The 21,550-nt window shown below is 55.0% G+C and carries 20 protein-coding genes; 7 read left to right on the plus strand and 13 right to left on the minus strand.

The window, feature by feature from the left end; translation table 11 throughout:
* Positions 1-2 precede the first annotated feature (2 nt).
* The 3 genes from TH2_RS18225 to TH2_RS18235 are packed head-to-tail and all read right to left on the minus strand — an operon-like array spanning position 3 to position 4,206.
* Entirely contained in the window at positions 3-1,340 is a 1,338-nt protein-coding gene (locus TH2_RS18225) for an acyclic terpene utilization AtuA family protein (RefSeq protein ID WP_008891919.1), read from the minus strand.
* Positions 1,337-3,205, minus strand: coding sequence for a TRAP transporter permease (locus TH2_RS18230; protein WP_008891920.1), 1,869 nt, complete (start codon positions 3,203-3,205; stop codon positions 1,337-1,339). The genes TH2_RS18225 and TH2_RS18230 overlap by 4 nt, the downstream gene beginning before the upstream one ends.
* A 32-nt stretch (positions 3,206-3,237) precedes the next feature.
* Positions 3,238-4,206, minus strand: a complete 969-nt coding sequence (locus TH2_RS18235) for a TAXI family TRAP transporter solute-binding subunit (RefSeq protein ID WP_008891921.1) — start codon at positions 4,204-4,206, stop codon at positions 3,238-3,240.
* Positions 4,207-4,344: 138 nt separating this feature from the next.
* On the opposite strand from TH2_RS18235, the gene TH2_RS18240 reads away from it, so the two are divergent.
* The gene (locus TH2_RS18240) at positions 4,345-5,286 is read left to right on the plus strand and encodes a LysR family transcriptional regulator (RefSeq protein ID WP_008891922.1); all 942 of its coding nucleotides are present in this window, start codon (positions 4,345-4,347) and stop codon (positions 5,284-5,286) included.
* A 209-nt stretch (positions 5,287-5,495) separates the two neighbouring features.
* On the plus strand, positions 5,496-6,032 hold the full coding sequence (gene hpt, locus TH2_RS18245) for a hypoxanthine phosphoribosyltransferase (protein WP_008891923.1): 537 nt from the start codon (positions 5,496-5,498) through the stop codon (positions 6,030-6,032).
* A 43-nt stretch (positions 6,033-6,075) separates the two neighbouring features.
* Here hpt and TH2_RS18250 read toward each other — a convergent pair whose 3' ends face one another.
* The 3 genes from TH2_RS18250 to pobA all read right to left on the minus strand — a co-directional run bounded on the left by TH2_RS18250 (position 6,076) and on the right by pobA (position 8,267).
* The gene (locus tag TH2_RS18250) at positions 6,076-6,567 is read right to left on the minus strand and encodes a hypothetical protein (protein WP_008891924.1); all 492 of its coding nucleotides are present in this window, start codon (positions 6,565-6,567) and stop codon (positions 6,076-6,078) included.
* A complete protein-coding gene (locus TH2_RS18255) occupies positions 6,564-6,857 on the minus strand; it encodes an ElaB/YgaM/YqjD family protein (protein WP_008891925.1) in 294 nt (97 codons plus the stop codon). The genes TH2_RS18250 and TH2_RS18255 overlap by 4 nt, the downstream gene beginning before the upstream one ends.
* A 243-nt stretch (positions 6,858-7,100) precedes the next feature.
* Entirely contained in the window at positions 7,101-8,267 is a 1,167-nt protein-coding gene (gene pobA / locus TH2_RS18260; protein WP_008891926.1) for a 4-hydroxybenzoate 3-monooxygenase, read from the minus strand.
* Between the two features lie 382 nt (positions 8,268-8,649).
* Between pobA and TH2_RS18265 the strand changes: the two genes are divergently transcribed.
* On the plus strand, positions 8,650-9,504 hold the full coding sequence (locus TH2_RS18265; RefSeq protein ID WP_008891927.1) for an HAD-IIB family hydrolase: 855 nt from the start codon (positions 8,650-8,652) through the stop codon (positions 9,502-9,504).
* Positions 9,497-10,729: a glycosyltransferase family protein gene (locus TH2_RS18270; protein ID WP_008891928.1), complete on the plus strand. Its 1,233-nt coding sequence runs from the start codon at positions 9,497-9,499 to the stop codon at positions 10,727-10,729. The genes TH2_RS18265 and TH2_RS18270 overlap by 8 nt, the downstream gene beginning before the upstream one ends.
* Before the next feature lie 19 nt (positions 10,730-10,748).
* On the opposite strand, the gene TH2_RS18275 is transcribed toward TH2_RS18270, so the two are convergent.
* The 4 genes from TH2_RS18275 to TH2_RS18290 form a co-directional block, all read right to left on the minus strand.
* Entirely contained in the window at positions 10,749-11,291 is a 543-nt protein-coding gene (locus TH2_RS18275) for a PAS domain-containing protein (RefSeq protein ID WP_008891929.1), read from the minus strand.
* Positions 11,292-11,344: 53 nt separating this feature from the next.
* Positions 11,345-11,830, minus strand: a complete 486-nt coding sequence (locus TH2_RS18280; RefSeq protein WP_008891930.1) for a hypothetical protein — start codon at positions 11,828-11,830, stop codon at positions 11,345-11,347.
* Positions 11,831-12,037: 207 nt separating this feature from the next.
* Entirely contained in the window at positions 12,038-13,852 is a 1,815-nt protein-coding gene (locus tag TH2_RS18285) for an alpha-amylase family glycosyl hydrolase (protein ID WP_008891931.1), read from the minus strand.
* A gap of 166 nt (positions 13,853-14,018) precedes the next feature.
* Positions 14,019-15,746: a thiamine pyrophosphate-requiring protein gene (locus tag TH2_RS18290; RefSeq protein WP_008891932.1), complete on the minus strand. Its 1,728-nt coding sequence runs from the start codon at positions 15,744-15,746 to the stop codon at positions 14,019-14,021.
* Positions 15,747-15,888: 142 nt separating this feature from the next.
* On the opposite strand from TH2_RS18290, the gene TH2_RS18295 reads away from it, so the two are divergent.
* Positions 15,889-16,647 carry an IclR family transcriptional regulator gene (locus TH2_RS18295; RefSeq protein ID WP_008891933.1) on the plus strand — a complete coding sequence of 253 codons (759 nt, stop codon included), beginning with the start codon at positions 15,889-15,891 and terminating at the stop codon, positions 16,645-16,647.
* Between the two features lie 34 nt (positions 16,648-16,681).
* Here the strand turns inward: TH2_RS18295 and TH2_RS18300 are convergent, their stop codons facing one another.
* Complete coding sequence (locus TH2_RS18300) at positions 16,682-17,191, minus strand: GNAT family N-acetyltransferase (RefSeq protein WP_008891934.1); 510 nt, start codon at positions 17,189-17,191, stop codon at positions 16,682-16,684.
* A 65-nt stretch (positions 17,192-17,256) separates the two neighbouring features.
* Here TH2_RS18300 and TH2_RS18305 point away from each other — a divergent pair, with 65 nt between their 5' ends.
* Entirely contained in the window at positions 17,257-17,859 is a 603-nt protein-coding gene (locus tag TH2_RS18305) for a helix-turn-helix domain-containing protein (protein WP_238538732.1), read from the plus strand.
* Between the two features lie 32 nt (positions 17,860-17,891).
* On the opposite strand, the gene TH2_RS18310 is transcribed toward TH2_RS18305, so the two are convergent.
* Complete coding sequence (locus TH2_RS18310; protein WP_008891936.1) at positions 17,892-18,893, minus strand: AraC family transcriptional regulator; 1,002 nt, start codon at positions 18,891-18,893, stop codon at positions 17,892-17,894.
* A 107-nt stretch (positions 18,894-19,000) separates the two neighbouring features.
* Between TH2_RS18310 and TH2_RS18315 the strand changes: the two genes are divergently transcribed.
* Positions 19,001-20,218 (plus strand): MFS transporter, encoded by a 1,218-nt coding sequence (locus TH2_RS18315; protein ID WP_008891937.1) that lies wholly within the window; start codon positions 19,001-19,003, stop codon positions 20,216-20,218.
* Positions 20,219-20,659: 441 nt separating this feature from the next.
* Here the strand turns inward: TH2_RS18315 and TH2_RS18320 are convergent, their stop codons facing one another.
* On the minus strand, positions 20,660-21,550 hold the full coding sequence (locus tag TH2_RS18320; RefSeq protein ID WP_008891938.1) for an SIR2 family protein: 891 nt from the start codon (positions 21,548-21,550) through the stop codon (positions 20,660-20,662).

Below are 21,550 nucleotides of genomic sequence, written 5' to 3' on the forward strand. Positions count from 1 at the left end.
GCTCACGCCTCCATCATCTCGAACCGCGTTACCAGCCTGTCTTCGGGCAGGAGCCCTGAAACAATGGCAACGATTTCACGCGTTGACTTGGTTACGCCACCACCCCCGGCAGGGCCATTCAGATACAGGCTTTCGACTTCCTCGCCAATTCGGGCCGCCGTTTGCAGATCGCGTGTCCTGACCACAAAGCGCACGCGCACTTCTGACGGCGCACATTCGGATGCCGCAACATCCTTGAAAATCGAATTGACGCCAATCAGTTCACCGCGCACTTCATCACAGGCAATCCCGATCTGCTCGATGCGTTGATCAAGGATATCAAGTGCCAGTTGCCCGCGCTCTACCGCACCGGGCCCGGCATAGGATATCTGCCCCTCCCCGACGCAGCTATCGATATAGCCGATCGAAACCTTAAGGGTACCGGTTTTGGGTAAACCATCCCCATTCGATACCGCCACACGATCCGGTCCCACTTCGGTGATTTCAACGGCGGAAAAATCGGCAATGACATCTGGCTGGATATAGCGTTTCGGATCATGGACTTCGTATAGCAACTGTTCCTTGCACGTTGCGGCATTCACAAAGCCCCCGGTGCCCGGCAATTTTGTAATGACGGCGTTGCCATCTTCATCAACCTCGGCAATCGGGAAGCCAAGATTGGCCAGATCGGGCACATCCTTTAACCCCGGATCGGCAAAATAGCCGCCAGTAACCTGCCCGCCGCATTCCAGAAGATGCCCAACAAGCGTACCGCGCCCCAAGCGCGTCCAGTCATCCATCTGCCACCCAAATTCAAATATCTGCGGTGCCAGAAACATCGCGGGATCGGCGGCCCGCCCGGTCAGGACAACATCCGCACCGGCCTTAAGCGCATCAACAATGCCACCTGCCCCCAAATAGGCATTTGCCGAAATCACTTCTTTTTGGAATTCGCCAAGCGTGCAATTGGCCTCGTCGATCACAAATGCATCGGGCGACAGAACATCAAGAACATTGTCTCCTTGCACGGCGGCAACCCGCAGGCCCGAAAGGCCCAACTCACGTGCAATATTGATGGTGTGTTTGGCGGCGGCCACCGGATTTGCCGCCCCCATATTTGAAATCACCCGAACACCCTTTTCGCGACAGATCGGTAAAACCGCGCGCATGCGACGTTCAAGCAACGGGTCAAACCCGGCATTCGGATCGTGCATTTTGGCCTGCTGGGCAAGTGCAATGGTGCGTTCCGCCAGACATTCGAAAACCAGATAATCAAGATTGCCTTTCGCAGCCAGATCAACAGCCGGTTCAATCCGATCGCCGGAAAAGCCGGCACCTGTGCCAATACGGATGGTTTTCATTGGCCACCCTCCATGGCCGCGCGGCGCATGTTGCGCCCAACGAAAAAGGCACCGCCAAGCAACATTGCCGCGATCATCGGCGTCAGGAATGCAGGCCAAAGCGCGACCCCGATGACAATCACAAGCATCGCGCGGTCAAGCCACAGCCTTCCGGTGAATGTCTGCCCACCAAGCAATGCCGGAATGGCAACCACAAGAACAAGACCGGACAGGACCGCATTGATAATGGCCAAACCGCCGCCCCCGGCTGTCATGCCCGGATACAGCAACAACATGAACGGCACGATATAGGTCATCGCCCCAAGGCGCACCGCCTCGAACGCGGCAGGCAGCCAGTTGGTCTGCGCAATTCCGGCCGCGACAAACACCGCCACGCAAACCGGCGGCGTAATCACCGATATGGTCGCAAAGTAAAATACAAAGAGATGGGCTGTAAGCGGCTCGACACCGACCGCGGTCATCGCCGGGGCAAGAACGGCCGCCACCAGCACATAGGCCGCGGTTGTCGGCAATCCCATGCCCATAATCAGGCACACCAGCCCGACAATGATCGCCACAAGAACGGTTGAATCCCCGGCAATGGCAACAATCATGGAACTCAACGTCACGCCGATGCCAGTCATGTTGATCATGGAAACAAGGATCTGTGCCCCGGCAAGCAACACCCCGATAATCACCATGCCCTTGCCGGCATCGGTGACACCGGCCAGAACCCGCTTGAACATTTCGCCAACCGACAGGCGCCCGGCAGACGTCGCCACAAAGGCAATCAGAAGTGCGATCATCCCGTAAAAGGCCGAGGTCGCAACTGAGCGCCCCATAAAGATGCCAACAGCAAGTCCCCCAAGGGCTGCGATGATCGGCAGCACCTTGCGCAAGGCAAGAATTTCTGACCAGGCCGGAAGCTCATCCTCGGGCACCAGTTTAAGGTTTCTTCTGGTTGCCACGATGTGGACCGTCACAAACACCGACAGATAAAACAAAACGGCGGGAATGATCGCCGCGACCATGACATCGACATAGGCAATGCCAAGGATTTCGGCCATCACAAAGGCGGCTGCCCCCATAATTGGCGGGGCAATTTGCCCACCGGTGGAGGCAACGGCCTCAACGGCCGCGGCCAGTGGCCCGGGATAGCCAAGACGACGCATCATCGGGATGGTGAAATTGCCGGTGGTGGCGACGTTGGCAACCGCCGATCCGGAAATCATTCCGAACAGACCGCTGGAAATAATTGCGATCTTGGCGGCACCGCCCTTTTGGCGACCACCAAGACGCATCGCCAGATCCATAAAGCTTTGCCCGCCGCCGGTATGAAGCAACAAGGCACCAAACAGCACGAAGGCTGCAATCACGGTGGCCGCAACGCCGGTCAACATGCCCCAAATTCCAAGATCGCCAAGGAAAATGGTTTCGGTGACAAACTCTATATCAAAACCGCGATGGCCAAGACTGCCCGGAAGATATTCGCCAAGCAGCGCATAAAGCAGGCCGACAATCACAAGGACCGGGAAAATAGCCCCCACAGCACGGCGGCCAATTTCAAGAACCGTCACAACCAGACCAACGGTCAAAGCCATGTCCAGTTGCGTCGCCCATGGCAAAGTGGTCATGATTTCATCGTAGTTCACGACGATATAGCCACATGCGCTGATTGTCACCGCGGCCAGCAACAGATCAACGATCAAACCGATTGTTCGCCAACCGGTTCCCTTACCCAACGGATAAAGACTTAGTCCAAGGCACGTCACAAGTGCGAGGAAAACCGCCCTTTGAATAAGGCTCTCAAATGGGCCGGTTGCGGCGGTATAGAAGACGAATATACCCACAAGCAACGCAAACCCGTCGCGGATGCGCACAGACATGACGGTTTTCCTCTAAGAGTTCCGGTTTCTTGTTATTTGGACGGATCGAGTTTGGCCGGGATATCGTAGCCGTTCTCGCGGAACCATTTCGCAGCCCCGGGATGCAGCGGGATTGTCGCATACTGCAAGGTCAGCTCGGCCAGATTAACCCCTTTGACACTTGCCATTGCGGTGCCCTGCACTTCCGTATCCGACATGATTGCGTCGACAATCTTGTAGGCGGCATCTTCGGACAGGCTTGCACCTGCGCCAACACCGACACCAAAGCTCCAGGTGGAATAGGCATCAACACCGTCTGCGGCACCTTCGGGGATATCAACGACCGAGATATCAGGCATCTTTTCAATCAGGGCCTGTTTCTGATCATCGGTCAGGCTGAGGACCTTGATCGGTGTAAATGTTGCGATATCAAGCGTGGAGCTATCAAGTTTAAGACCGGCACCGGATTTAACATACCCGGTGACACGGTTGTCCTTGATCATGTCGACAACATCGGTGGTCGACCCGCGTACATATTCAGCCGAAAGGCCAAGGGCCTCGAACACGGCCTCTGTCGTGCTTTCGGTTGCCGATCCCTTGATACCGGGATTAAAGCGCTTGTCTGCAAGATCGGAAAGCGTCGCGATACCGGAATCTTCACGCACGATCACGTTCTGCGGTGCGCCGGTATAAACCCACAACAGACCAAGCCCGTCCATCGCGCGACCGTCAAAGGCCTTGGTCCCGGCATGGGCGTGTTGGGCGACGTTGGTCGTGACCAGACCAAGGTCGATCTGATCGCGTTCAATACGACGCAGGTTGTCCATCGTCGCACCGGTTTCAACAACGGATGCCTCGATACCGTTGTCGGCATCGTTGATCAGCTTGGCCACAGAAACAAAGTAGCCGTAATGCGAAGATGATGCAGACGTCGAGCCGATCAGCAGCTTTTCCTGTGCGAAAGCCGGTACCGACAAACCAAAGGCGAGCACGCCCGCCAGGGCGAGTTTTGAAAGTTTCATAATGTATTCCTCCCTATGCCGTCATCGGCATGTTTAACGTTCCGTCGGCAAGTCTTGTGCTTGGTTGTTTTTGGACGGACCGAAAGTGTCGACCAGTTTCTTTGTTGCAGGAAGATCAAATAATGAGATAATTGATGCATGAAACGCATCAATCTTGATACCGAAGAAATAAGATCCTTCTGTCTTCTTGCCGAAACGGGCAGTTTTCGCAAGACGGCTCAACGACTTGGCATCTCGGGATCGACGCTCAGTCGGCAAATCAGCCGGATCGAAGACCGCACGCAGGCGCGGCTTTTTGACCGTGACACACGAAACGTTGCACTGACCGAACAGGGCAAGATGTTTCTCAGACTGGCGGAAAGGATCCTGAATACCACTGATTCCGCCCTCGACGAATTTGACACCTACCTCAACACCAAACGCGGGAAACTGACCATCGCCGGCCTGCCGTCGGTAACGGCCGGACTGCTGCCACCGCTGATTGCCGAATTCATGCAGGCCCACCCGAATGTTGATGTTCAGCTGAATGACATGCTGTCCGAGGGGGTCTTGCGCGAAGTCGAAATGGGGCGTGCCGATATCGGCTTCACCGCCGATGTGGTCGAGGACACCGATAACCTGTCCTTCCAACGATTGCTGAGCGACCGGTTCATCGCCGTCGGGGCACCGGGCGGGTTTCTTGACGAAAACCGGACGTACAAATGGGAAGAAATCCTGTCGCAGCCAATGGTGGCAATGTCGCGTGAAACAAGTGTGCGCTCGATCATTGATGCCGCTTGCACCCAGCACGGCTTTGCCTTCCACCCCCGCTTTGAGGTGGCCCATCTGGCAACCGCAGGCGCACTTGTGTCCCAAGGGCTCTGTATTACGGCCCTGCCGTCCTTGACGCTTCCGGTTCTTGGGCGCGCGCCGCTGGTTTTCAGACAACTGGAAAGCCCGGTTTTGCTGCGTCACATCGGTCTGATCTGGCGATCGGGGCGTACCTTGCCACCCGCGGCACAGGCTTTTTTGCATCTGGTCCGAAGCCGCAACCTCAAATCACTGGTCGCACATCTGGCCACTGAAAACGAAGTGGCTTAGTGGCCAATTTGCACATCTTTCACTTGGCTGGCAAAAAACGGCACTGTGCACTCTTTGCGGACAAATCCACAGCTTAATTCCCCCCATACGCGATAACATCTCCAAGCTTGGAAGGATTATACTTCTGTTACCATTCACAGGCTGGTCATCGTGACCGGCTTGTGCTAGCAAGCGAAGCATCACACCATAACGCTTCAGGACCGGAATTTATGGCCGATTATGATGTCAAGCCGCTGATAACGGCGGACGAGATTGCCACCAAGATCGATGCGCTTGCCGCCGAGATCAATGAAAGCTTCAAGGATACCGAAAAGCTGATAGTTGTCGGCCTGCTGCGCGGCTCCTTTGTTTTCATCGCCGATCTGGTACGCAAACTGACCGTACCGGTCGAAGTCGACTTCATGGTCGCATCAAGCTATGGCGATTCCACGGAAAGTTCGCGCAATGTGCGCATCGTCAAGGACCTTGATGGTCAGATCCGTGGCAAGGATGTCGTGCTGGTCGAAGACATCATTGATACCGGCTACACCCTGTCAGAAGTGGTTCGACTTCTGAAAACCCGCGATCCGAACCGTCTGGAAATCTGCACGCTTCTGAACAAGCCGTCGCGCCGCGAAGTTGAAATCCCGATTGATTTCTGCGGCTTTGATATCCCTGACGAATTTGTGGTCGGTTATGGCATCGATTATGCCCAGAACAACCGCAATCTGCCCTTTATCGGCACGGTCCATTTCCACGGCGAATAAGCCGGGCGAAAACAGCATTAAAAAAGGCGGGCAGCTTGATCAGCTATCCCGCCTTTTTTGTATTCGGATCATGGTGCGCTTCTTGGGTTTCCATCTGTCCCTTCGGGGGATCGAAAATACCAAGAGCTGCAAGGTCGGTGACCATTTTATCAAACCCCGATTGCATGCGCGGTTTGTTGCCCTGGCCTGTGGCATAACCGGTCATGGCCGAATGCACCAAAAGGTCAAACAACATGTCATCTTCGGTTTTTTGCCTGCGCGCAGCATCGTCATGCACGGCTGCGGGATCAACCGCATCGCCGGGATCACGCTGCAACATGATGGCAAGGGCAACCAACCCAAGCGTCACCAGCGTGCCGCCAATCGCCATGGCAGCCGCAATCGCGCCAAAGGATGCGGCAATCGCCATATAGATGGCGGCCAGCAAGAACCCTGCCCCGATCAACATTACAATTGCGATCACGGCAAAAGCCGCGCCCTTTCGGACCGCGGCCTTTGCCTGATCGACAAGTATGTCGGTCAGCTGATCAATCATTTGTGCAGCAAACGGCCGACAAGCAGGCCGATACCAAAGGTCACAGCTACAGATGCCAGCGGCTTATCACGAACCTGATCCACAGCCACACCGCGTGCATGATCAAACTGATCGCGCGCCTGACCGGTCACTTCACGAATGCGCTCCGCAGCTGCCTGCGTTCTGGTCTCTGCCGCCTGGCCACCCATCGTCTTCAGGGTTTTGGTGATTTCGGCCAGATCGCTGCGCAGGGCATCGACATCCGCCTGCAGTTTTGCATTATCAGCAGTCGTCTCGGTCTTGGTCGCCATGGTTTTCTCCTATTGTTTTGAAAACAGCAACACACAGGAAACGTGCGGACATGGCATAAGGTTCCCCAACCAATTGTGATGATTTCGGGGCATAACGGTTTGACCATACATAAAAACCCTGCAACCGATGCCAAAAAGAAACGGTCCGCGTGGGTTGCGGACCGTTTCATGACCTGTCGGACTTCTGGGCGGAAATGGAGAGCGGGACTTCTCCGTCGGGGGTGGGTATCCCCGTTACGTTGATCAGTAAGGCAGACCGACGTAATTTTCCGACAGGGTTTTCAGACCTGCTTTTGACGACAGGATATATTCAAGCTCTGCATTGCGAATGCGACCATCAAATTCATTCTGGTCATCAAACGTATGCAGCATGGAAGTCATCCACCACGAGAACCGCTCTGCCTTCCAGACGCGGGCCAGTGCCGTATCGGAATAGCTTGCCAGCAGATCTTCGCGGTTGGATTTGTATTTTGCGATCAAGGCCTCGGACAGGTAGTGAACGTCACTCGCCGCAAGGTTCAGGCCCTTGGCACCGGTCGGCGGCACGATATGGGCGGCATCACCGGCAAGGAACAGACGGCCATGTTGCATCGGTTCCGCCACAAAACTGCGCAGCGGCGCGATGCTTTTTTCAAACACTTCGCCTTCATTGACCAGTTCGGCGTCCTCTTCACCAAGACGGGTGCGAAGCTCGTTCCAGAACCGGTCATCAGACCAGTCTTCGATCTTGTCCGTCATCGGCACCTGGACATAGTGACGCACAACCTTGTCCGAGCGCATCGAACACAAAGCAAAGCCGCGGTCATGTTTGGCGTAAATCAGTTCTTCGGCAACCGGCTTTGCATGGGCCAGAACGCCCAGCCAACCGAACGGATAGACCTTCTCGAACTCCTTGACGCCCGGCAGGGTCTTGCGACCGACGCCGTGGAAACCATCACACGCCGCAATATAGTCGCACGTCAGTTCAAGCGCGTTGCCATCCTTGACATATCGAACACTTGGCGTGTCGCCATTGATATCATGCAGACTGACATCTTCGGCCTCGAAGATGATTTCTCCACCGTGATCAAGGCGCGCCTGAATCAGATCCTTGGTGACCTCTGTCTGGCCATACACCATGACGGTCGAACCACCGGTAAGTTCTTCGATATTCACATGCGTGCGCTTGCCATTGACGCTGATATAGATGCCGCCATGGATGATGCCTTCCTTGTTCATGCGGGCATCGACGCCCACACGTTTCATCAGATCGACCGTTCCCATTTCAAGAACGCCTGCACGAATGCGACCCTCGACATAGTCGCGGCTTTTGCGTTCCAGAATGACGGAATCAATCCCCTGCACATGCAGCAGATGTGACAACAGCAGACCAGCCGGGCCCGAACCAACGATAACGACAGGGACATGCATGACGATTTCCTCACAAGATCACGGTTTTTGGTTCTGTTTTTGAATTGGAACAAGAACCGTTCCATTGCGGAAAGAATACGCTTGTTACTGTAAGGACAGAATGGACAAACCGGGATAATGATTGGACAAATCGAACATGTATTTGGTTTTGGTTATACCTTGCGCGCAATCTGGTTCTAACCATCCGACGGACGCCGTGTCGCCAATGGCCGATCCTTGTCTGGGAACAGGTGCAATAGTGCCGGAAAATTCATCGCATTTGTCGTCGTGATGAAAAATTCATCCTGTGAACTGTCGATCCTTTGTCAGCACTATGCTAAGTTGTTTCTTTCGGCCCTGCACAATGGCCAAAAATCCCTTAAAACCGCGACAGAACGGGAAGATGCCTCAAAGCCGCGCCATCGCCATTTTCACAGATCTTGACGGCACATTGCTTGATCATGACACCTATAGCTGGACGGATGCCCGCCCCGCACTGGATCGGCTGAAACAGCTTTCCATCCCCCTGATCGCGGTATCTTCAAAAACACTCGCCGAACTGGAACATATCAATCAGACATCCGGTCTGTTTGACGGACTTATCGGCGAGAACGGCGGCGTTATCGCGCTGAATGGCAATGTCGAACAATATGGCCCGGCCAGCGAAACCGTTGATCGCACCCGCGAAGAAATCAAGTCGGCCGTCACGGTCCCGGTCGAAAGCTTTCGCACCGTAAGCCCGGAAATCATCGCAACAGAAACCGGTTTGCCGCTTGAAGACGCCATTCGCGCCGGTCAGCGTCATTGCTCAGACCCGCTGATCTGGCAGCCTGCTGCCAAGGACATCGCACTTGCCCGCAAGATCGCCGAAAAGCATGATTTGACGCTGGTGAAAGGTGGACGGTTCCACACTTTGTGCGGCCCATCAAGCAAGGGACAAGCCATGCGACGCATGGTTGAACGCCTGAGCGTCACCTGGCTTGAAGATGCGTCTGAAAACAAACGCCGGCAACGCTTTACGACGATTGCGCTCGGAGATTCCCCGAACGATATCCCCATGCTGGCCGAGGCAGACTATGCCGTTCAAATCCCATCAAAGCATGGCAAACGCAATATGCCGTTGCTTGACCATCCCAACTTGCGCGTGGCACCCAAACCGGGACCGGCGGGATGGAACGAAGCGATTAACGACATTCTGGATCAGATAATAGGTCCTGACCCTAATACCAATAAAAACAGCGAGGTACTTCATGGCTGATTTCCATCAGGGTGGCCCGATCACAACCCTTCATCGCATTCTTGACCGAAACCCGGAAGAACTCGCCTATGAAATGAACGCCTTTGCCCGCCAACGGCGTCAGACCCTTATTCTGCCCTGCCTGTATTCCGAATTGGAAACACCGGCGATGACAACAATTGTCGAGGGACTGAAACAGGCAACCTATATCGACCAGATCGTTGTCGGGCTCGATCGCGCCGATGCGCAGCAATACCTGCATGCGCGTGAGTTCTTCAAGGATCTGCCGCAACATGTCCGCATTCTGTGGAATGACGGGCCGCGCTTGCGCAGCGTTCATGATCGCCTGAATGAAAACAATCTGGCCCGCTATGAACCGGGCAAGGGTCGTAACGTCTGGTACTGCCTTGGCTATACGCTGGCCTCCGGGCGCAGTTCCGTTATCGGCATTCATGACTGTGACATCGCGACCTATACGCCCGATCTTCCGGCAAAGCTGATGTATCCGATTGCCAACCCGGCCTTCAACTTTGCCTTTGCCAAGGGCTATTATGCGCGTGTTGCCAATGGCACGCTAAAAGGCCGCGTTTGCCGCCTGTTTGTCACACCGTTGATCCGTGCGCTTAAGCAGGTTGTCGGCAAGACCGATTTCCTCAACTATCTTGATTGCTTCCGCTATGCGCTGTCAGGCGAAATGGCGATCAGAACCGATGTGGCCTATGGCCTGCGCGTGGCATCTGACTGGGGCCTTGAAGTTTCCATGCTCTCGGAGATGTATCGTAATCACACGGTCCATCGTCTCGCCCAGGTCGATATCGCCGATATCTATGACCACAAGCACCGCGAGTTTGATCCGGCGCAAAAGGATGACGGCCTGTCACGCATGGCAAGTGACATCGCCAAATCGCTGTTCCGCAAACTGGCAACTCAGGGCACGGTCTTCACCCCGGAAACCTTCAGAACACTCAAGGCAACCTATTACCGGGCTGCCCTTGACCTGATTGAACAATACCGTGCCGATGCGCTGTTTAACGGGCTCAAGATCAATCGTGACGAGGAAGAAAACTGTGTCGAAGTCCTGTCCGAAGTGATCATTAGTGCCGGTCAGCACTATCTTGAAAACCCGCTGGAAAGCCCGTTCATTCCAAGTTGGCAGCGTGTTGAAAGTGCCATGGGCGACATCTTCGAACAGCTTTCAGCTGCGGTTGAAGATGACCTCAACGATATGGATATTGGCAAGGCATAGCGCGCGCAATTGATCGCGCCTAATCATCGACCGGAAAAATCGCAAGGAAGATTTGGATAACATCTTCCTTGCCCGGTTTTTGCAGCAGAACCGGCAAAAGCAACCGGATGCCGCTTTGCCATTCCCTTTGAAAAATTCGCAAATGATGGATCTGTGGTCGGCCCGTGATTCTGACCTCGGTCATCGCTGCATGCAGTCCGCCTGAAAAGCGGCAATCGACTTCGCGGGCAAACGCACCGCGCCAGTTTTCACCGGTCAGTGCGATAATATTCTCCCCTTCAAGCCGTATCTGAAAGTCATCCTTTTCCGGGACATATTCATAGATAGAAATATCGTCGATCCAAGGGATTAGGTTATCAGGCTGGAAATCTGATCGTGTGGGAAGATTGCCCTCTGACGCATGCGCGTTCCAGAAATCCAGAAGAGCCTGCGCAGCAGGCGGCGCATCGTCATCGAGATATGTTAACGGGATTTCCCTATCCCGTTCACCACCAAGCTTTGCCATACCATTCCCAGTCACACTGACATCGCATGCATGCATCCAGACATGCATTGGACCCATCGCCCCTTTCCTTATCCACGTGGGGCGTGACACCATGCGAAACAAGCGCGGCGTTAATCCGGCTCGCTTTGCCCGCGATAGAGAAAATGAGTGACAAAGACCTGCTGGATCACCTTGCCTGCCCGGTCGGTGGTCTGGACCGGCAACATTATGCGCAGCCATTCCTCCCAAACCATGCGTTCATGGCCGACACGATGAAAGGCGGGCTTTCCGGTTTCAATCACTTCCAGAAGCGTTGGATACACGGTGGTGCCGAAATCGAGATCAATCTGGCGCGGCGAGCACCCCTGATAACATTCGCCACTGGCAGCAATAATATTGGGTGCATCAATGCGGATCACGAAGTCGCGTTTTTCGGGAAGGAATTCATATATGCAGATGTCATCGATCCATTGCGACAGAACATCTGCATTCAGACGCTTGCGGTCAGGAATTTGCCCGTTACGTGCCGCATCCCACCAGATTTCCACATATGCCCGAACGCGGTAATCCGTATCATCGGGCAAGTGCGGAATCCGAACTTCCTGCGCATAAGCCATTGCGCGCCATGCCCCTTGATCTCTCTCAATCCGGGCCACGAATACAGGAAAGACATACTGCTCTGCAATAGCGATTCATCACGCCACGCTAAACTAAAAATCAAATGATTATAAGCCGCACCACAAGGTACGGAAAACCTAGAGAGTTTCACTACTTGGCGTCGGAAAAATCCCTGAAAAAACGTCCGCTATTTTGAACGCAAGCCCCTAAACCGGCATCGCATCCCGATAGCGTTGCAGCAGGCGGCTTTCGGTGCGGTTGCGGCCGTCCATGTTGGAAATCCAGACGATCTGGTACGGTGCCAGTTTCATCACGCCGTTATAGTCTTCCACGACCTGTTGTGTAATCAGGTCCTGCCAACCTTCGGTCATGATCAAGTTGATCTTGGATAGATCAAGGTCTTGGGGCTTTTCAGTCAGGTTAAAGACGCAGAAGATGCTTTGTTCATTCAGATGCGATTGCCGCCAGACGCCCAGAAGTTCCGAGCCGAGATTAAGGGTATATTGCGTGGCATTCGGGTGGAAGGCCGGCTGTCCCTGACGGATTGACATCAGCGCGCGCAACTGATCAAAGGCCGATCGCGCCACACCTTCGCGTGACAGCGTTTCCTCGGCATCATCAAGCTTCCAGATTTTCCGGTTCAGACGCCTTGGAATACCGGTTTCCTCATAGGCCTTCTGATCGTTTTCGGTCGCCAGAATGGTCTGGATATAGATCGCCGGAATGCCTTCGAGCGACATGGCTATCGCCTGGCTCATCACAAAGCGCTCAAGCCCCATGGTGGCCTCGCCGGCGAAGTTTTGTGCCAGCATGCTAAACAGCGTGACATTAAGCTCGTAGGGCTTTTGCCCACCGCCCTTGAGCGCACGGTAACTGACCTGCCCGCCCATCTTGACCGCGTGATCGCGCAGGCCTTCAATATCCTCATCGGGGATCAGGTTCTCAGCCGGGCGCAGGCCGATGCCATCGTGGCTGGCGGTAAAGTTAAAGAAAGTACAGCCCGCAGGTGCTGGTGGCATTGCCATGATGCATTTGCGGATAAAATCGCTTCGTCCACTCAGCAACGCATGAATGATCACCGGCGGCAACGAGAAGTTATAAATCAGGTGCGCTTCATCCTGATTGCCAAAATAGGACAGGTTTTCAAGCAGCGGCAGGTTGGTTTCGGTAATGAATAACACATCGGGATGCACCGCATTACACGCCAGACGCATCGCCTTGATCAGTTTGTGGGTCTGATCAAGGTTGATCGAGGTCGTGCCGACTTCCTTCCAGATAAAGCCGATGGCATCCAACCGAACCACGCGCACGCCATGTTTGAGGTAGTTCAGAACGACCCTGAGCATCTCAAAGAATACTTCCGGATTGCCGTAATCCAGATCAACCTGGTCATAGCTAAAGGTACACCAGACCTGCTTCTCGCCCTGCTTGGTCACCACGTGATTGAGCAACGCATGACTGCGCGGGCGGACGACATCAGAAAGATCATCTTCAAGATTTGCGGTCTTGATGTAATCAATGCCGGGCTTTTCGCCTGCCAGAAACTGCTGATACCACGGGTGGGATGCCGAAATATGGTTGGCCACCAGATCGGCCATCACGGTTGCATGCTTTGACAATTCCTCGACATCGCTCCAGTCGCCGAGTTCCGGACGGAGCATGTCAAAATCACTAACCGAAAAGCCGTCATCGGATGTGAACGGGTGGAACGGCAGGATATGAATACCCGTCAGCCAGTCTTTCAGCCATTTGCGATGAAATTCGCCAAGGCTTTGCAGCCCCTTTTTACCGTCCTGCTGGATGCTGTCGCCATAGGTGATCAGAAACGCATCGCGCTGATCCCATTTGCGCAAATATTCCTCGCAGGGCTCCGGCCCGTCGCCCTCAATTGGCAAGCCAAGAACTTCAAAAACCCGACGCACCAATTCCGCTTGATCGTGCCCAGGATACACATCCGCAAGGAGGTTGCGCATCGCGCTTGCAAACGCGATACGTCCCGATGTTCCAACGACACGATCCATAATGGTTCCTTCCGGGTAGGCAATTCAAATGATTAGCGTTATGAAATAATGAATTTGCCTGCGATGCAAGCAGGCATTTTGCGATGCCACAATACAGTGCATCTGATCAAAACGATGACGCCCGACAATATGCCGGGCGCCGATCATTAATGACATAAGCAGTCGCTTAAGGCGCAATCGTTACCTCAACAAACGCATGGGTGCGGTTGGTGTCGATATGCTTGATCGCATCGCGTAGGATACCGGGCAAATCTTCGGCGCGCTTGGCCTTGGCAACCCAGGCGCGGCTGGCCTCGGCGACCTTGGTGAAGTCGGGGCTGGGCTTAAGGGCGGTCAGCGGCATTTCGTTGGTTTTGGCCGCATAACCATCGGGATACATGCCTGTGACAGACTGGCGCACCGCCCCCCATTCATTGTTGTTGAGCACAAGGATCAGGATCGGAAGCTCCAACGCCTCGGCAATCTGATGACACGCCGTCGGGTTGGCAAACATATAGGATCCATCGCCCATGGTCGCGACAACCAACTTGTCCTTATCCGCCAACTGATAGCCCATCGCCGCCGGGAAGGACCAACCAAGCCCGCCGGAATGCGGTTCCTGATACCAGCTGCTGTGTTCCGAAAGCGAAAGCGGCTCCAGCGGGCAGCCCAGTTCGGAAAATACCGTGGCAGAGCGCCCGGCAATCGCATCCGAAAGACAGCGTGACACATAAGCCTTGGTCATCGGATCCACCGCGCCGGCATCTGCCATTGCAAGCGCCTTTTTGCGGGTCTCGGCGTTGGTCTCTGCGACTTTGTCTCGGCGATCGGCACAAACCGATTTGTGGTCTTCATGGCGGCGGTCCATGGCATCTGCCAGCATCATGATTACATCACCGGTCTCGCCGACCAGCGAGATATCAGCAGCAAAGTTCCGCCCCGGAAAGCGCGAATAAAGCGGGTTCTGGCCGACCTGAATGACTTTGCAGTCAGCGCGCAAATCATGGATATCGGGCGACCAGGGGGCCAGGCAATCAATCACCACCACCGCATCGGCATCCTTAAGCCACGGTGCCGGATCCATCCCGGCAAACATTGGATGTTCGGTGCCAATGGCAAGCTGGATCGCCCAGTATTGCACAACCGGGATGCCCCACTGATCGACCAGATCGCTAAAACGCCCAAACGCCTCGGCCGTACCGGTGCCGCGCTGGGCAATGATCACCGGGTTCTTGGCCTTGGCCAGAATGTCGGCTGCCTGTTCCACCACGGCCTGTGGCGGGGCGACCGGGACCGGCTGCATGCGAAGCGGCCCTTCAATCTGATCACTCGGACACGGTTCACACAAAACTTCACGCGGCAGGCTGACATAGGTCGGGCCCTTGGGCACCGATGACGCGATGGCATAGGCACGGTCGACAACATCCGGCACCTGTTCGGGGAATTTAAGTTCGTACTCCCATTTCGTGCTTTCACGCACCAAGGCTGCCTGATCGCGCATTTCCTGGCCCCAGCCAATCGGCACGGTGCGCGCCCCAAGACGCCCCTTTTCCATTACCGGCGTTCGGCCCGACATCAAGACGACTGGCACATGTTCGGTCGCAGCATTGATCGCCCCGATCGCGCAATTGGCAAGGCCGACATTGGTGTGCGCCATCACCGCCTGCGTCTTGCCGGTCGCAAGATAATAGCCGTGCGCCATCCCCATCGCCGCATTTTCGTGCGGCATGATCAGTGCATGTGGCAGGTCAATATCCTTTGCCGCGGCCTCGGCCAGGCCTTCGATGATCGGCGGGAAATCGGTCCCTGAATTGGCAAAGATATAGTCAATCCCGATGGCCTTCATGCGGGCCAGGACCGCCCCACCGGCGGTCAGGGTGAGTTGGCCGGGATTTTCCTGCTTATCGCTTTTCATCAGACGCCTCTTGCTTTCCGGGACCATGCCCGTTATTTCTATATTTGAAATACGATTTATAATATAGTTTATGATTGAAATCCGGTGGTCGTCAAGACGGCACAGCGGCGCCCGATCTGTTTGCGTGGAGAAAAGCGACCCGATGACCAGCCAACTCAATGGTTCCGTGCTTAAGGCCTTTAAAATTCTTGATCTGTTTGCGGCGGGGCAAAGCGAACTGACCGCCAAGGAAACGGCCGATGCGCTGGGCATCAACATGATCACCGCGCACCGGTTCTTGCACACGCTGGTTCATGCCGGGGCATTGCGGGTGACATCACGCGGTGTCTTTCGGTTGGGATACATGTTTGCCGATCTGGGTGATCGTGTTTTACATGATGGCAACTTGCCGACCATCCTGCAGCCGATCCTTGATCAGTTGGCGCGCGAAACAGGCGAAGCCTGCATGGCGACCGAATTTGATCGCGACGCAGCGGTCTGCATTGCCAAGGCCCTGCCCGACCGGGCGCTTTATGTCGATATCCGGATTGGGTCGCGCCTTGATGCCTTTTGCACAGCACATGGCAAGCTGTGGCTGGCACATCTGAGCCCCGATGATCAGCACCGCTATTTCAAAAACGCTAGGCTAACGGGCATGACGGATCACACCATCACCGACCTTGATGATCTAAGGGCCGAACTTGCCACCATCCGTGATCAGGGCTTTTCCACCAATAATGGCGAGCGCGAAAAAGACATCTATGCCATCGCCGTGCCGATCCTGACCAAACATGGCAATATGATCTCGGCCTTTTCGGTGTTTGGCGCATCACCCGCCCTGCTTGAAACCAGCAGCGACACACTAAAACACCTGAAATACGCGGCACACAGCGCTCAGGACGCGCTGTTCCAGTCCCCGTGACGGCAGCGGCCAACACTTACAGCCGAACCGCACATCACGGCGAAACCGACGCATCCTCCAAAAAAAGCTGCATCGTCACCAGATCCAGCCAGCGATCAAACTTCCGCGCAACCTGCCGCGCCCGCCCGACCTCGACAAAGCCAAGTCGCTCATGAAAGCGGATTGAATTGACGTTCTCGGCATCAATCCCGCCAACCATGACATGCATGCCATCCTGTTTGGCATGGTCAATCAGTGCGCGCACCAAAACCCCGCCAACACCCGTCCCACGATGGTCGGCATGTACATGCACCGAATGTTCGACCGTGAAACGATATCCCCACCGCGTACGCCAAGGGCCATAGGACCCAAATCCCAAAACCCGTCCATCATCCTCAACGACAAACACCGGAAAGCCCTTTTCCTGACGGTCCGCAAACCACGCATGGCGTTCCTCCAGGGTGGATGGCGTATCATCATAGATCGCTGTGCTGTCGCGCAGCACTTGGTTGTAGATTTCAAGAATTTCCGGAATATCGCCCTTGGTCGCATCACGTAAATGCATGCTCGTCTCCACTTCACGATGTCAGTTACCTGTTGCAGACATTAATCCATTATAGTAGACGGTCAATGCCTATCTTTAACGAAAAATATGGAATTTTGACCAATATGGAAGACGACACCACAGCATGGTTACCAGCACGCATTCGCCACGAACGGGAAAATCGCGGCTGGTCACTCAGCCAGTTTGCCGAGAAATCCGGCGTCTCCAAGGCGATGATCAGCAAGATCGAACGCGGCGAAGCCAGCCCGACGGCGACGGTTCTTGGTCGGCTATCCGGGGCATTATCGCTGACCGTATCGGCTCTGCTTTCACGGACCGCATCTGTCCACCATGGTGTACGCCGATACGCCACGCAGCCATTATGGTCCGATCCTGAAACCGGCTATGATCGCCGTCAGGTCCTTTCGGGTCAGAAAATCCCGCTGGAATTGGTCGAAGTCAATCTGCCCGCCGGTCAACAGGTCTCCATGCCCGCCGCGGCCTTCACCTTCATCCAGCAGGCCATCTGGGTTCTGGAGGGAACCTTGCTGTTTCACGAAGGCGACCGTGTACACCAGCTTGATCAGGGGGATTGCCTCGAACTGGGCCCACCACAGGACTGCATTTTCCACAACCAAGGCGGTGAGAACTGCCGATATCTGGTCGCGGTCGTGCGCAGCACGCCGTAATCGCATGCAACGCAATTTGGCGGGATCGGCCGTTAGGTGGCACGCACGGCACCGGGGGATTTCCCCGTGGTGCGTTTAAACGCCCGGCTGAATGCCGCGACCGAGGCATAACCAAGACGATCGGCCACGTCATCCAAGGAAAGGTTTTCACGCCCGATCCATTGGCTGGCCAGACGCATGCGCAAGTTGGTCAGATATTGCTGCGGCGTTGATTTCGTCAGCTCGACAAATCGCTCGGCAAAGACAGACCGCGACACCCCCATTTCGGACGCCATATCCGCAACCGACCAGCTCCGCCCCGGCTCCTTATGCAGGGCTGCCAGAACACGCGCCAGCTTGGGATCACGGATCGCTTCCACCCAGCCGCATACATCACACCCCGTCTCGACCCAGCGCCGAAGGATTGCGGCGGCCACCACATCGGCAAGCCGGGTCAGGATCACGCCATATCCCGGCCGCTTGGCGCGAAGTTCTGCGGTCATCACATCAAGGATCGCCGGGATTTGCGGATCATGATCCGGCACCGTTTCGATATGCATGATTTCCGGCTTGAGGTGGGCCAACGGATGCAGCCAGCCAAGATCAAATTCCATCGCACAGCTGAAAATCAGATTGTCCTTTGATCGGCACACATCGGCTTCGCAGGCGCGGATTTCAGATGCCGCATCACATAGCGGCGCCTTTTCAAACGCATCAATGCTGCGCATCGCAACGCCGTCCTGGCTATAAAGATCGTGAATGCCCGCACAGGGCAACAACACCGCATCCCCGCAGCCCAGAACATGGGTCGCACCACTTTTGGTCCGCAAATGGACCGTGCCCTGCCCGATGAAATGAAACCAGGCGCGGCCATCGTCAACATCCTCGCCAAACCGCAAACCGAACGGGGCGGATATTTCGATGCGACGATAATCAAGGCCGCGTAACCGCACACCGGAAAGCAGTTCATTTACCATGTCATGACCGGCGGGATTGAACTGGCCTTCGATATGATCGGACGGGCTGTTTAGATCTGCATTTGCAATAAGCGACATGACATTCCGGACGATTGATCAATGAATAAAGACAAACTGTCATAGATCGTCCGAACGGTCCAGACTATTTTGGGTGCAATGCAAAACATCAACTCGAAGGACTTCCCATGAGTGAACCGCAATCCCGCCCCGACCAAGCCGTGGATCAAACCACTGCGCCCGCACCTGCTGCATGGGCCGCTGTGATTTCCATGACGCTTGGGGTATTCGGGCTGGTCACGGCCGAATTTTTGCCGGTCAGCCTGCTCACCCCAATGGCAGATGATCTGCGCATTACCGAAGGCATGGCCGGTCAGGCCATGTCGGCCACCGCCGTTATGGCCCTGATCACCAGCCTTCTGACCGCGACCGTTACCCGCAAGATCGACCGCCGCTATGTTCTGCTTGGCTTTTCGGTTCTTCTGATTGCCGCGAACATCATGATCGCACAGGCCCCGAACTATGCCATCCTTCTGGCTGGCCGGGTCTTGCTGGGCGTTGCCCTTGGTGGTTTCTGGACGATGTCGGCGGCCATCATCATGCGCCTTGTGCCGGAAAAGAACGTCCCGCGCGCCCTTGCCATCCTGTTTAGCGGCGTTTCCGCCGCCACCGTCTTTGCCGCCCCGCTCGGCAGCTATCTTGGCGATGTCATTGGCTGGCGCAATGTCTTTATGCTGGCGTCCCTGCTGGGTGTTCTGGCCCTTGTCGTTCAATTCGCAACGCTGCCCAAAATGCCACCGCGCGGGCGTGCGACCCTGCGCACCTTGATAGAGGTCATCAACCGCCCACGCATGAAATTCGGGCTGTTTTCACTGGTCCTGATCATTACCGGCCATTTCGCGTTATTTACCTATGTCCGCCCGTTCCTTGAAAATGTCTCGGGTGTGACGACGGCGGGTGTCTCGGGCATTTTGCTGGGCTTTGGTGTCGCCAACTTTATCGGCACCTATGTTGGTGGCGCGCTGATTGCCCGCTCGCTGCGCATGACCATTGCGCTGATGCCGATGATCATGGGGCTGGCCGGGGTCGGCATGGTCGCCATTGATGGTGCGGTTGCCCCGACCACCGTGCTTGTTGCGATCTGGGGCATGGCCTTTGGCGGTGTGCCGGTCGCATGGTCGACCTGGATCACGCGCACCGTGCCCGATGAGGCCGAAAGCGGCGGCGGACTTCTGGTCGCCGGTTTCCAGCTTGCCATTGCCACCGGTGCCGCAGTCGGCGGCCTTGTCTTTGACACCAGCGGCGCGCTTGGCGTCTTTACCATCGCCGGCTTCCTGCTTCTCGCCGCATCGATCATCGTAACCCTGGGCCTGCGAACCGCCCCTGTTCCCGCAAAACAGGGATAACAGCATCGCCCCAACCCCCACCGATGCCGCATCGGCCCAGCCCGCCCCGGCAGTTGAACGACTGCCGGGGCATTTCTTACCCCCATCGCATCACCACCAAAATTACCCCCGGACACACCAAAGGGCAGCGAACCACCGCTGCCCTTATCGCGTTCTACCGACATCCATCTGCCACAACGAACGCCCTCAACCCCGTCATTCCCACGCAGGTGGGAATCCATGCACCAAAGAGTGCGGTCAAAACCAAAACCTAGGCCAATTTCCTGAGCCGGGCGGTTCAAACCCTCACGTCATGCACCCTATAAAACAGCTATAACCAAATAAAACGCGATCGTCCTAGGCGCTGCCACTTCCTCAGCCTCAGCTGTTTTCCTTACAAGCACTCCACTAGCATTGACCTAAAAGCCATCCAATTTCGAAAACCTATAGCGCATTGATATTTTACAACATCCATGCCGGGTCTTCGTAAATTTCCGCATAGGATTCTACTGTAATAAATCTCATTCCCAATCGCTCGAAGAACGCCTTTCTATTAAGGCTATTCTGGCTTTTCTTCTCAACGAACCATGTTTCACCGCTTTGTATCGAAGCAATCTTTTGTAATTTAGCACGCTCTAAGAAAAGCCAACGCATAAAGTTCTCGTCTTTCCCAAAGCTAAACCCAAAGATTAGTACAGGGGAAAAAAACAATATGTCGAGCCATGTATCTGAACCTTGCCAATCAATAGCACCGAGCTTTTTTCGCGCACGCAGACTATTTTCAACACTGTAAACCCAAGCTCGAGCGCGCTGCACAGCTCCCATATAGTGCGTGAGTCCAAGCCGAATGCTCCGCCTGTATCGCATCATGCCATGTGCATGCCATATCGCGAACTCCTCACGTGGGCGCAAAATTCTTCTATCTGAAAAGTAAGAACTCCAAGGGTAGAAGTCTGTAAACCCCTTGGACGAACGATAGAAGTCGGCATTTATGGATCGAGAAAAATTTTCGTCAAAATTTACAGTCACTATGGGTCGTTTATTTCGCAAGGCCCAATTAGCAATACGCTCGTGGTGCCGCGTCGGTTGCCATGTTTTCATTAGATCGCAGAATTCACTTTGAAGCGTCTCACGATCTTCGTAAGGCTTTGCCAAATCGAGAATGTCGAAGAACTCCGTATTCGACATCTCCTCGCGCTCTGAACTTGTAAACTCTAAGCCTTGCCTTCTTGCTAGTTTATCAAGAAGACCATCCCAGTTCGATGTGCCATTTCCACCGTGAATATTAATTCCGTTTCCAATCAGCAAAGCTGGTTTTTCTTGTGACGATAGTGCGCTCTTTAGCGAAACCAT

Source organism: Thalassospira profundimaris WP0211, assembly GCF_000300275.1.
In the GTDB taxonomy this organism is placed as follows: Bacteria; Pseudomonadota; Alphaproteobacteria; order Rhodospirillales; family Thalassospiraceae; genus Thalassospira; species Thalassospira profundimaris.

Excerpts from the sequence above, each read along its gene's own strand:
- TH2_RS18255 (WP_008891925.1), bottom strand. The coding sequence starts at position 6,857 with ATGGCGACCAAGACCGAGACGACTGCTGATAATGCAAAACTGCAGGCG.
- TH2_RS18285 (WP_008891931.1), bottom strand. The coding sequence starts at position 13,852 with ATGGATCGTGTCGTTGGAACATCGGGACGTATCGCGTTTGCAAGCGCG.
- TH2_RS18250 (WP_008891924.1), bottom strand. The coding sequence starts at position 6,567 with ATGATTGATCAGCTGACCGACATACTTGTCGATCAGGCAAAGGCCGCG.
- TH2_RS18290 (WP_008891932.1), bottom strand. The coding sequence starts at position 15,746 with ATGAAAAGCGATAAGCAGGAAAATCCCGGCCAACTCACCCTGACCGCC.
- TH2_RS18315 (WP_008891937.1), top strand. The coding sequence starts at position 19,001 with ATGAGTGAACCGCAATCCCGCCCCGACCAAGCCGTGGATCAAACCACT.
- TH2_RS18310 (WP_008891936.1), bottom strand. The coding sequence starts at position 18,893 with ATGTCGCTTATTGCAAATGCAGATCTAAACAGCCCGTCCGATCATATC.
- TH2_RS18295 (WP_008891933.1), top strand. The coding sequence starts at position 15,889 with ATGACCAGCCAACTCAATGGTTCCGTGCTTAAGGCCTTTAAAATTCTT.
- TH2_RS18300 (WP_008891934.1), bottom strand. The coding sequence starts at position 17,191 with ATGCATTTACGTGATGCGACCAAGGGCGATATTCCGGAAATTCTTGAA.
- TH2_RS18240 (WP_008891922.1), top strand. The coding sequence starts at position 4,345 with ATGAAACGCATCAATCTTGATACCGAAGAAATAAGATCCTTCTGTCTT.
- TH2_RS18265 (WP_008891927.1), top strand. The coding sequence starts at position 8,650 with ATGCCTCAAAGCCGCGCCATCGCCATTTTCACAGATCTTGACGGCACA.
- TH2_RS18280 (WP_008891930.1), bottom strand. The coding sequence starts at position 11,830 with ATGGCTTATGCGCAGGAAGTTCGGATTCCGCACTTGCCCGATGATACG.
- pobA (WP_008891926.1), bottom strand. The coding sequence starts at position 8,267 with ATGCATGTCCCTGTCGTTATCGTTGGTTCGGGCCCGGCTGGTCTGCTG.
- TH2_RS18230 (WP_008891920.1), bottom strand. The coding sequence starts at position 3,205 with ATGTCTGTGCGCATCCGCGACGGGTTTGCGTTGCTTGTGGGTATATTC.
- hpt (WP_008891923.1), top strand. The coding sequence starts at position 5,496 with ATGGCCGATTATGATGTCAAGCCGCTGATAACGGCGGACGAGATTGCC.
- TH2_RS18320 (WP_008891938.1), bottom strand. The coding sequence starts at position 21,550 with ATGGTTTCGCTAAAGAGCGCACTATCGTCACAAGAAAAACCAGCTTTG.
- TH2_RS18275 (WP_008891929.1), bottom strand. The coding sequence starts at position 11,291 with ATGGGTCCAATGCATGTCTGGATGCATGCATGCGATGTCAGTGTGACT.
- TH2_RS18225 (WP_008891919.1), bottom strand. The coding sequence starts at position 1,340 with ATGAAAACCATCCGTATTGGCACAGGTGCCGGCTTTTCCGGCGATCGG.
- TH2_RS18305 (WP_238538732.1), top strand. The coding sequence starts at position 17,257 with ATGCCTATCTTTAACGAAAAATATGGAATTTTGACCAATATGGAAGAC.
- TH2_RS18270 (WP_008891928.1), top strand. The coding sequence starts at position 9,497 with ATGGCTGATTTCCATCAGGGTGGCCCGATCACAACCCTTCATCGCATT.
- TH2_RS18235 (WP_008891921.1), bottom strand. The coding sequence starts at position 4,206 with ATGAAACTTTCAAAACTCGCCCTGGCGGGCGTGCTCGCCTTTGGTTTG.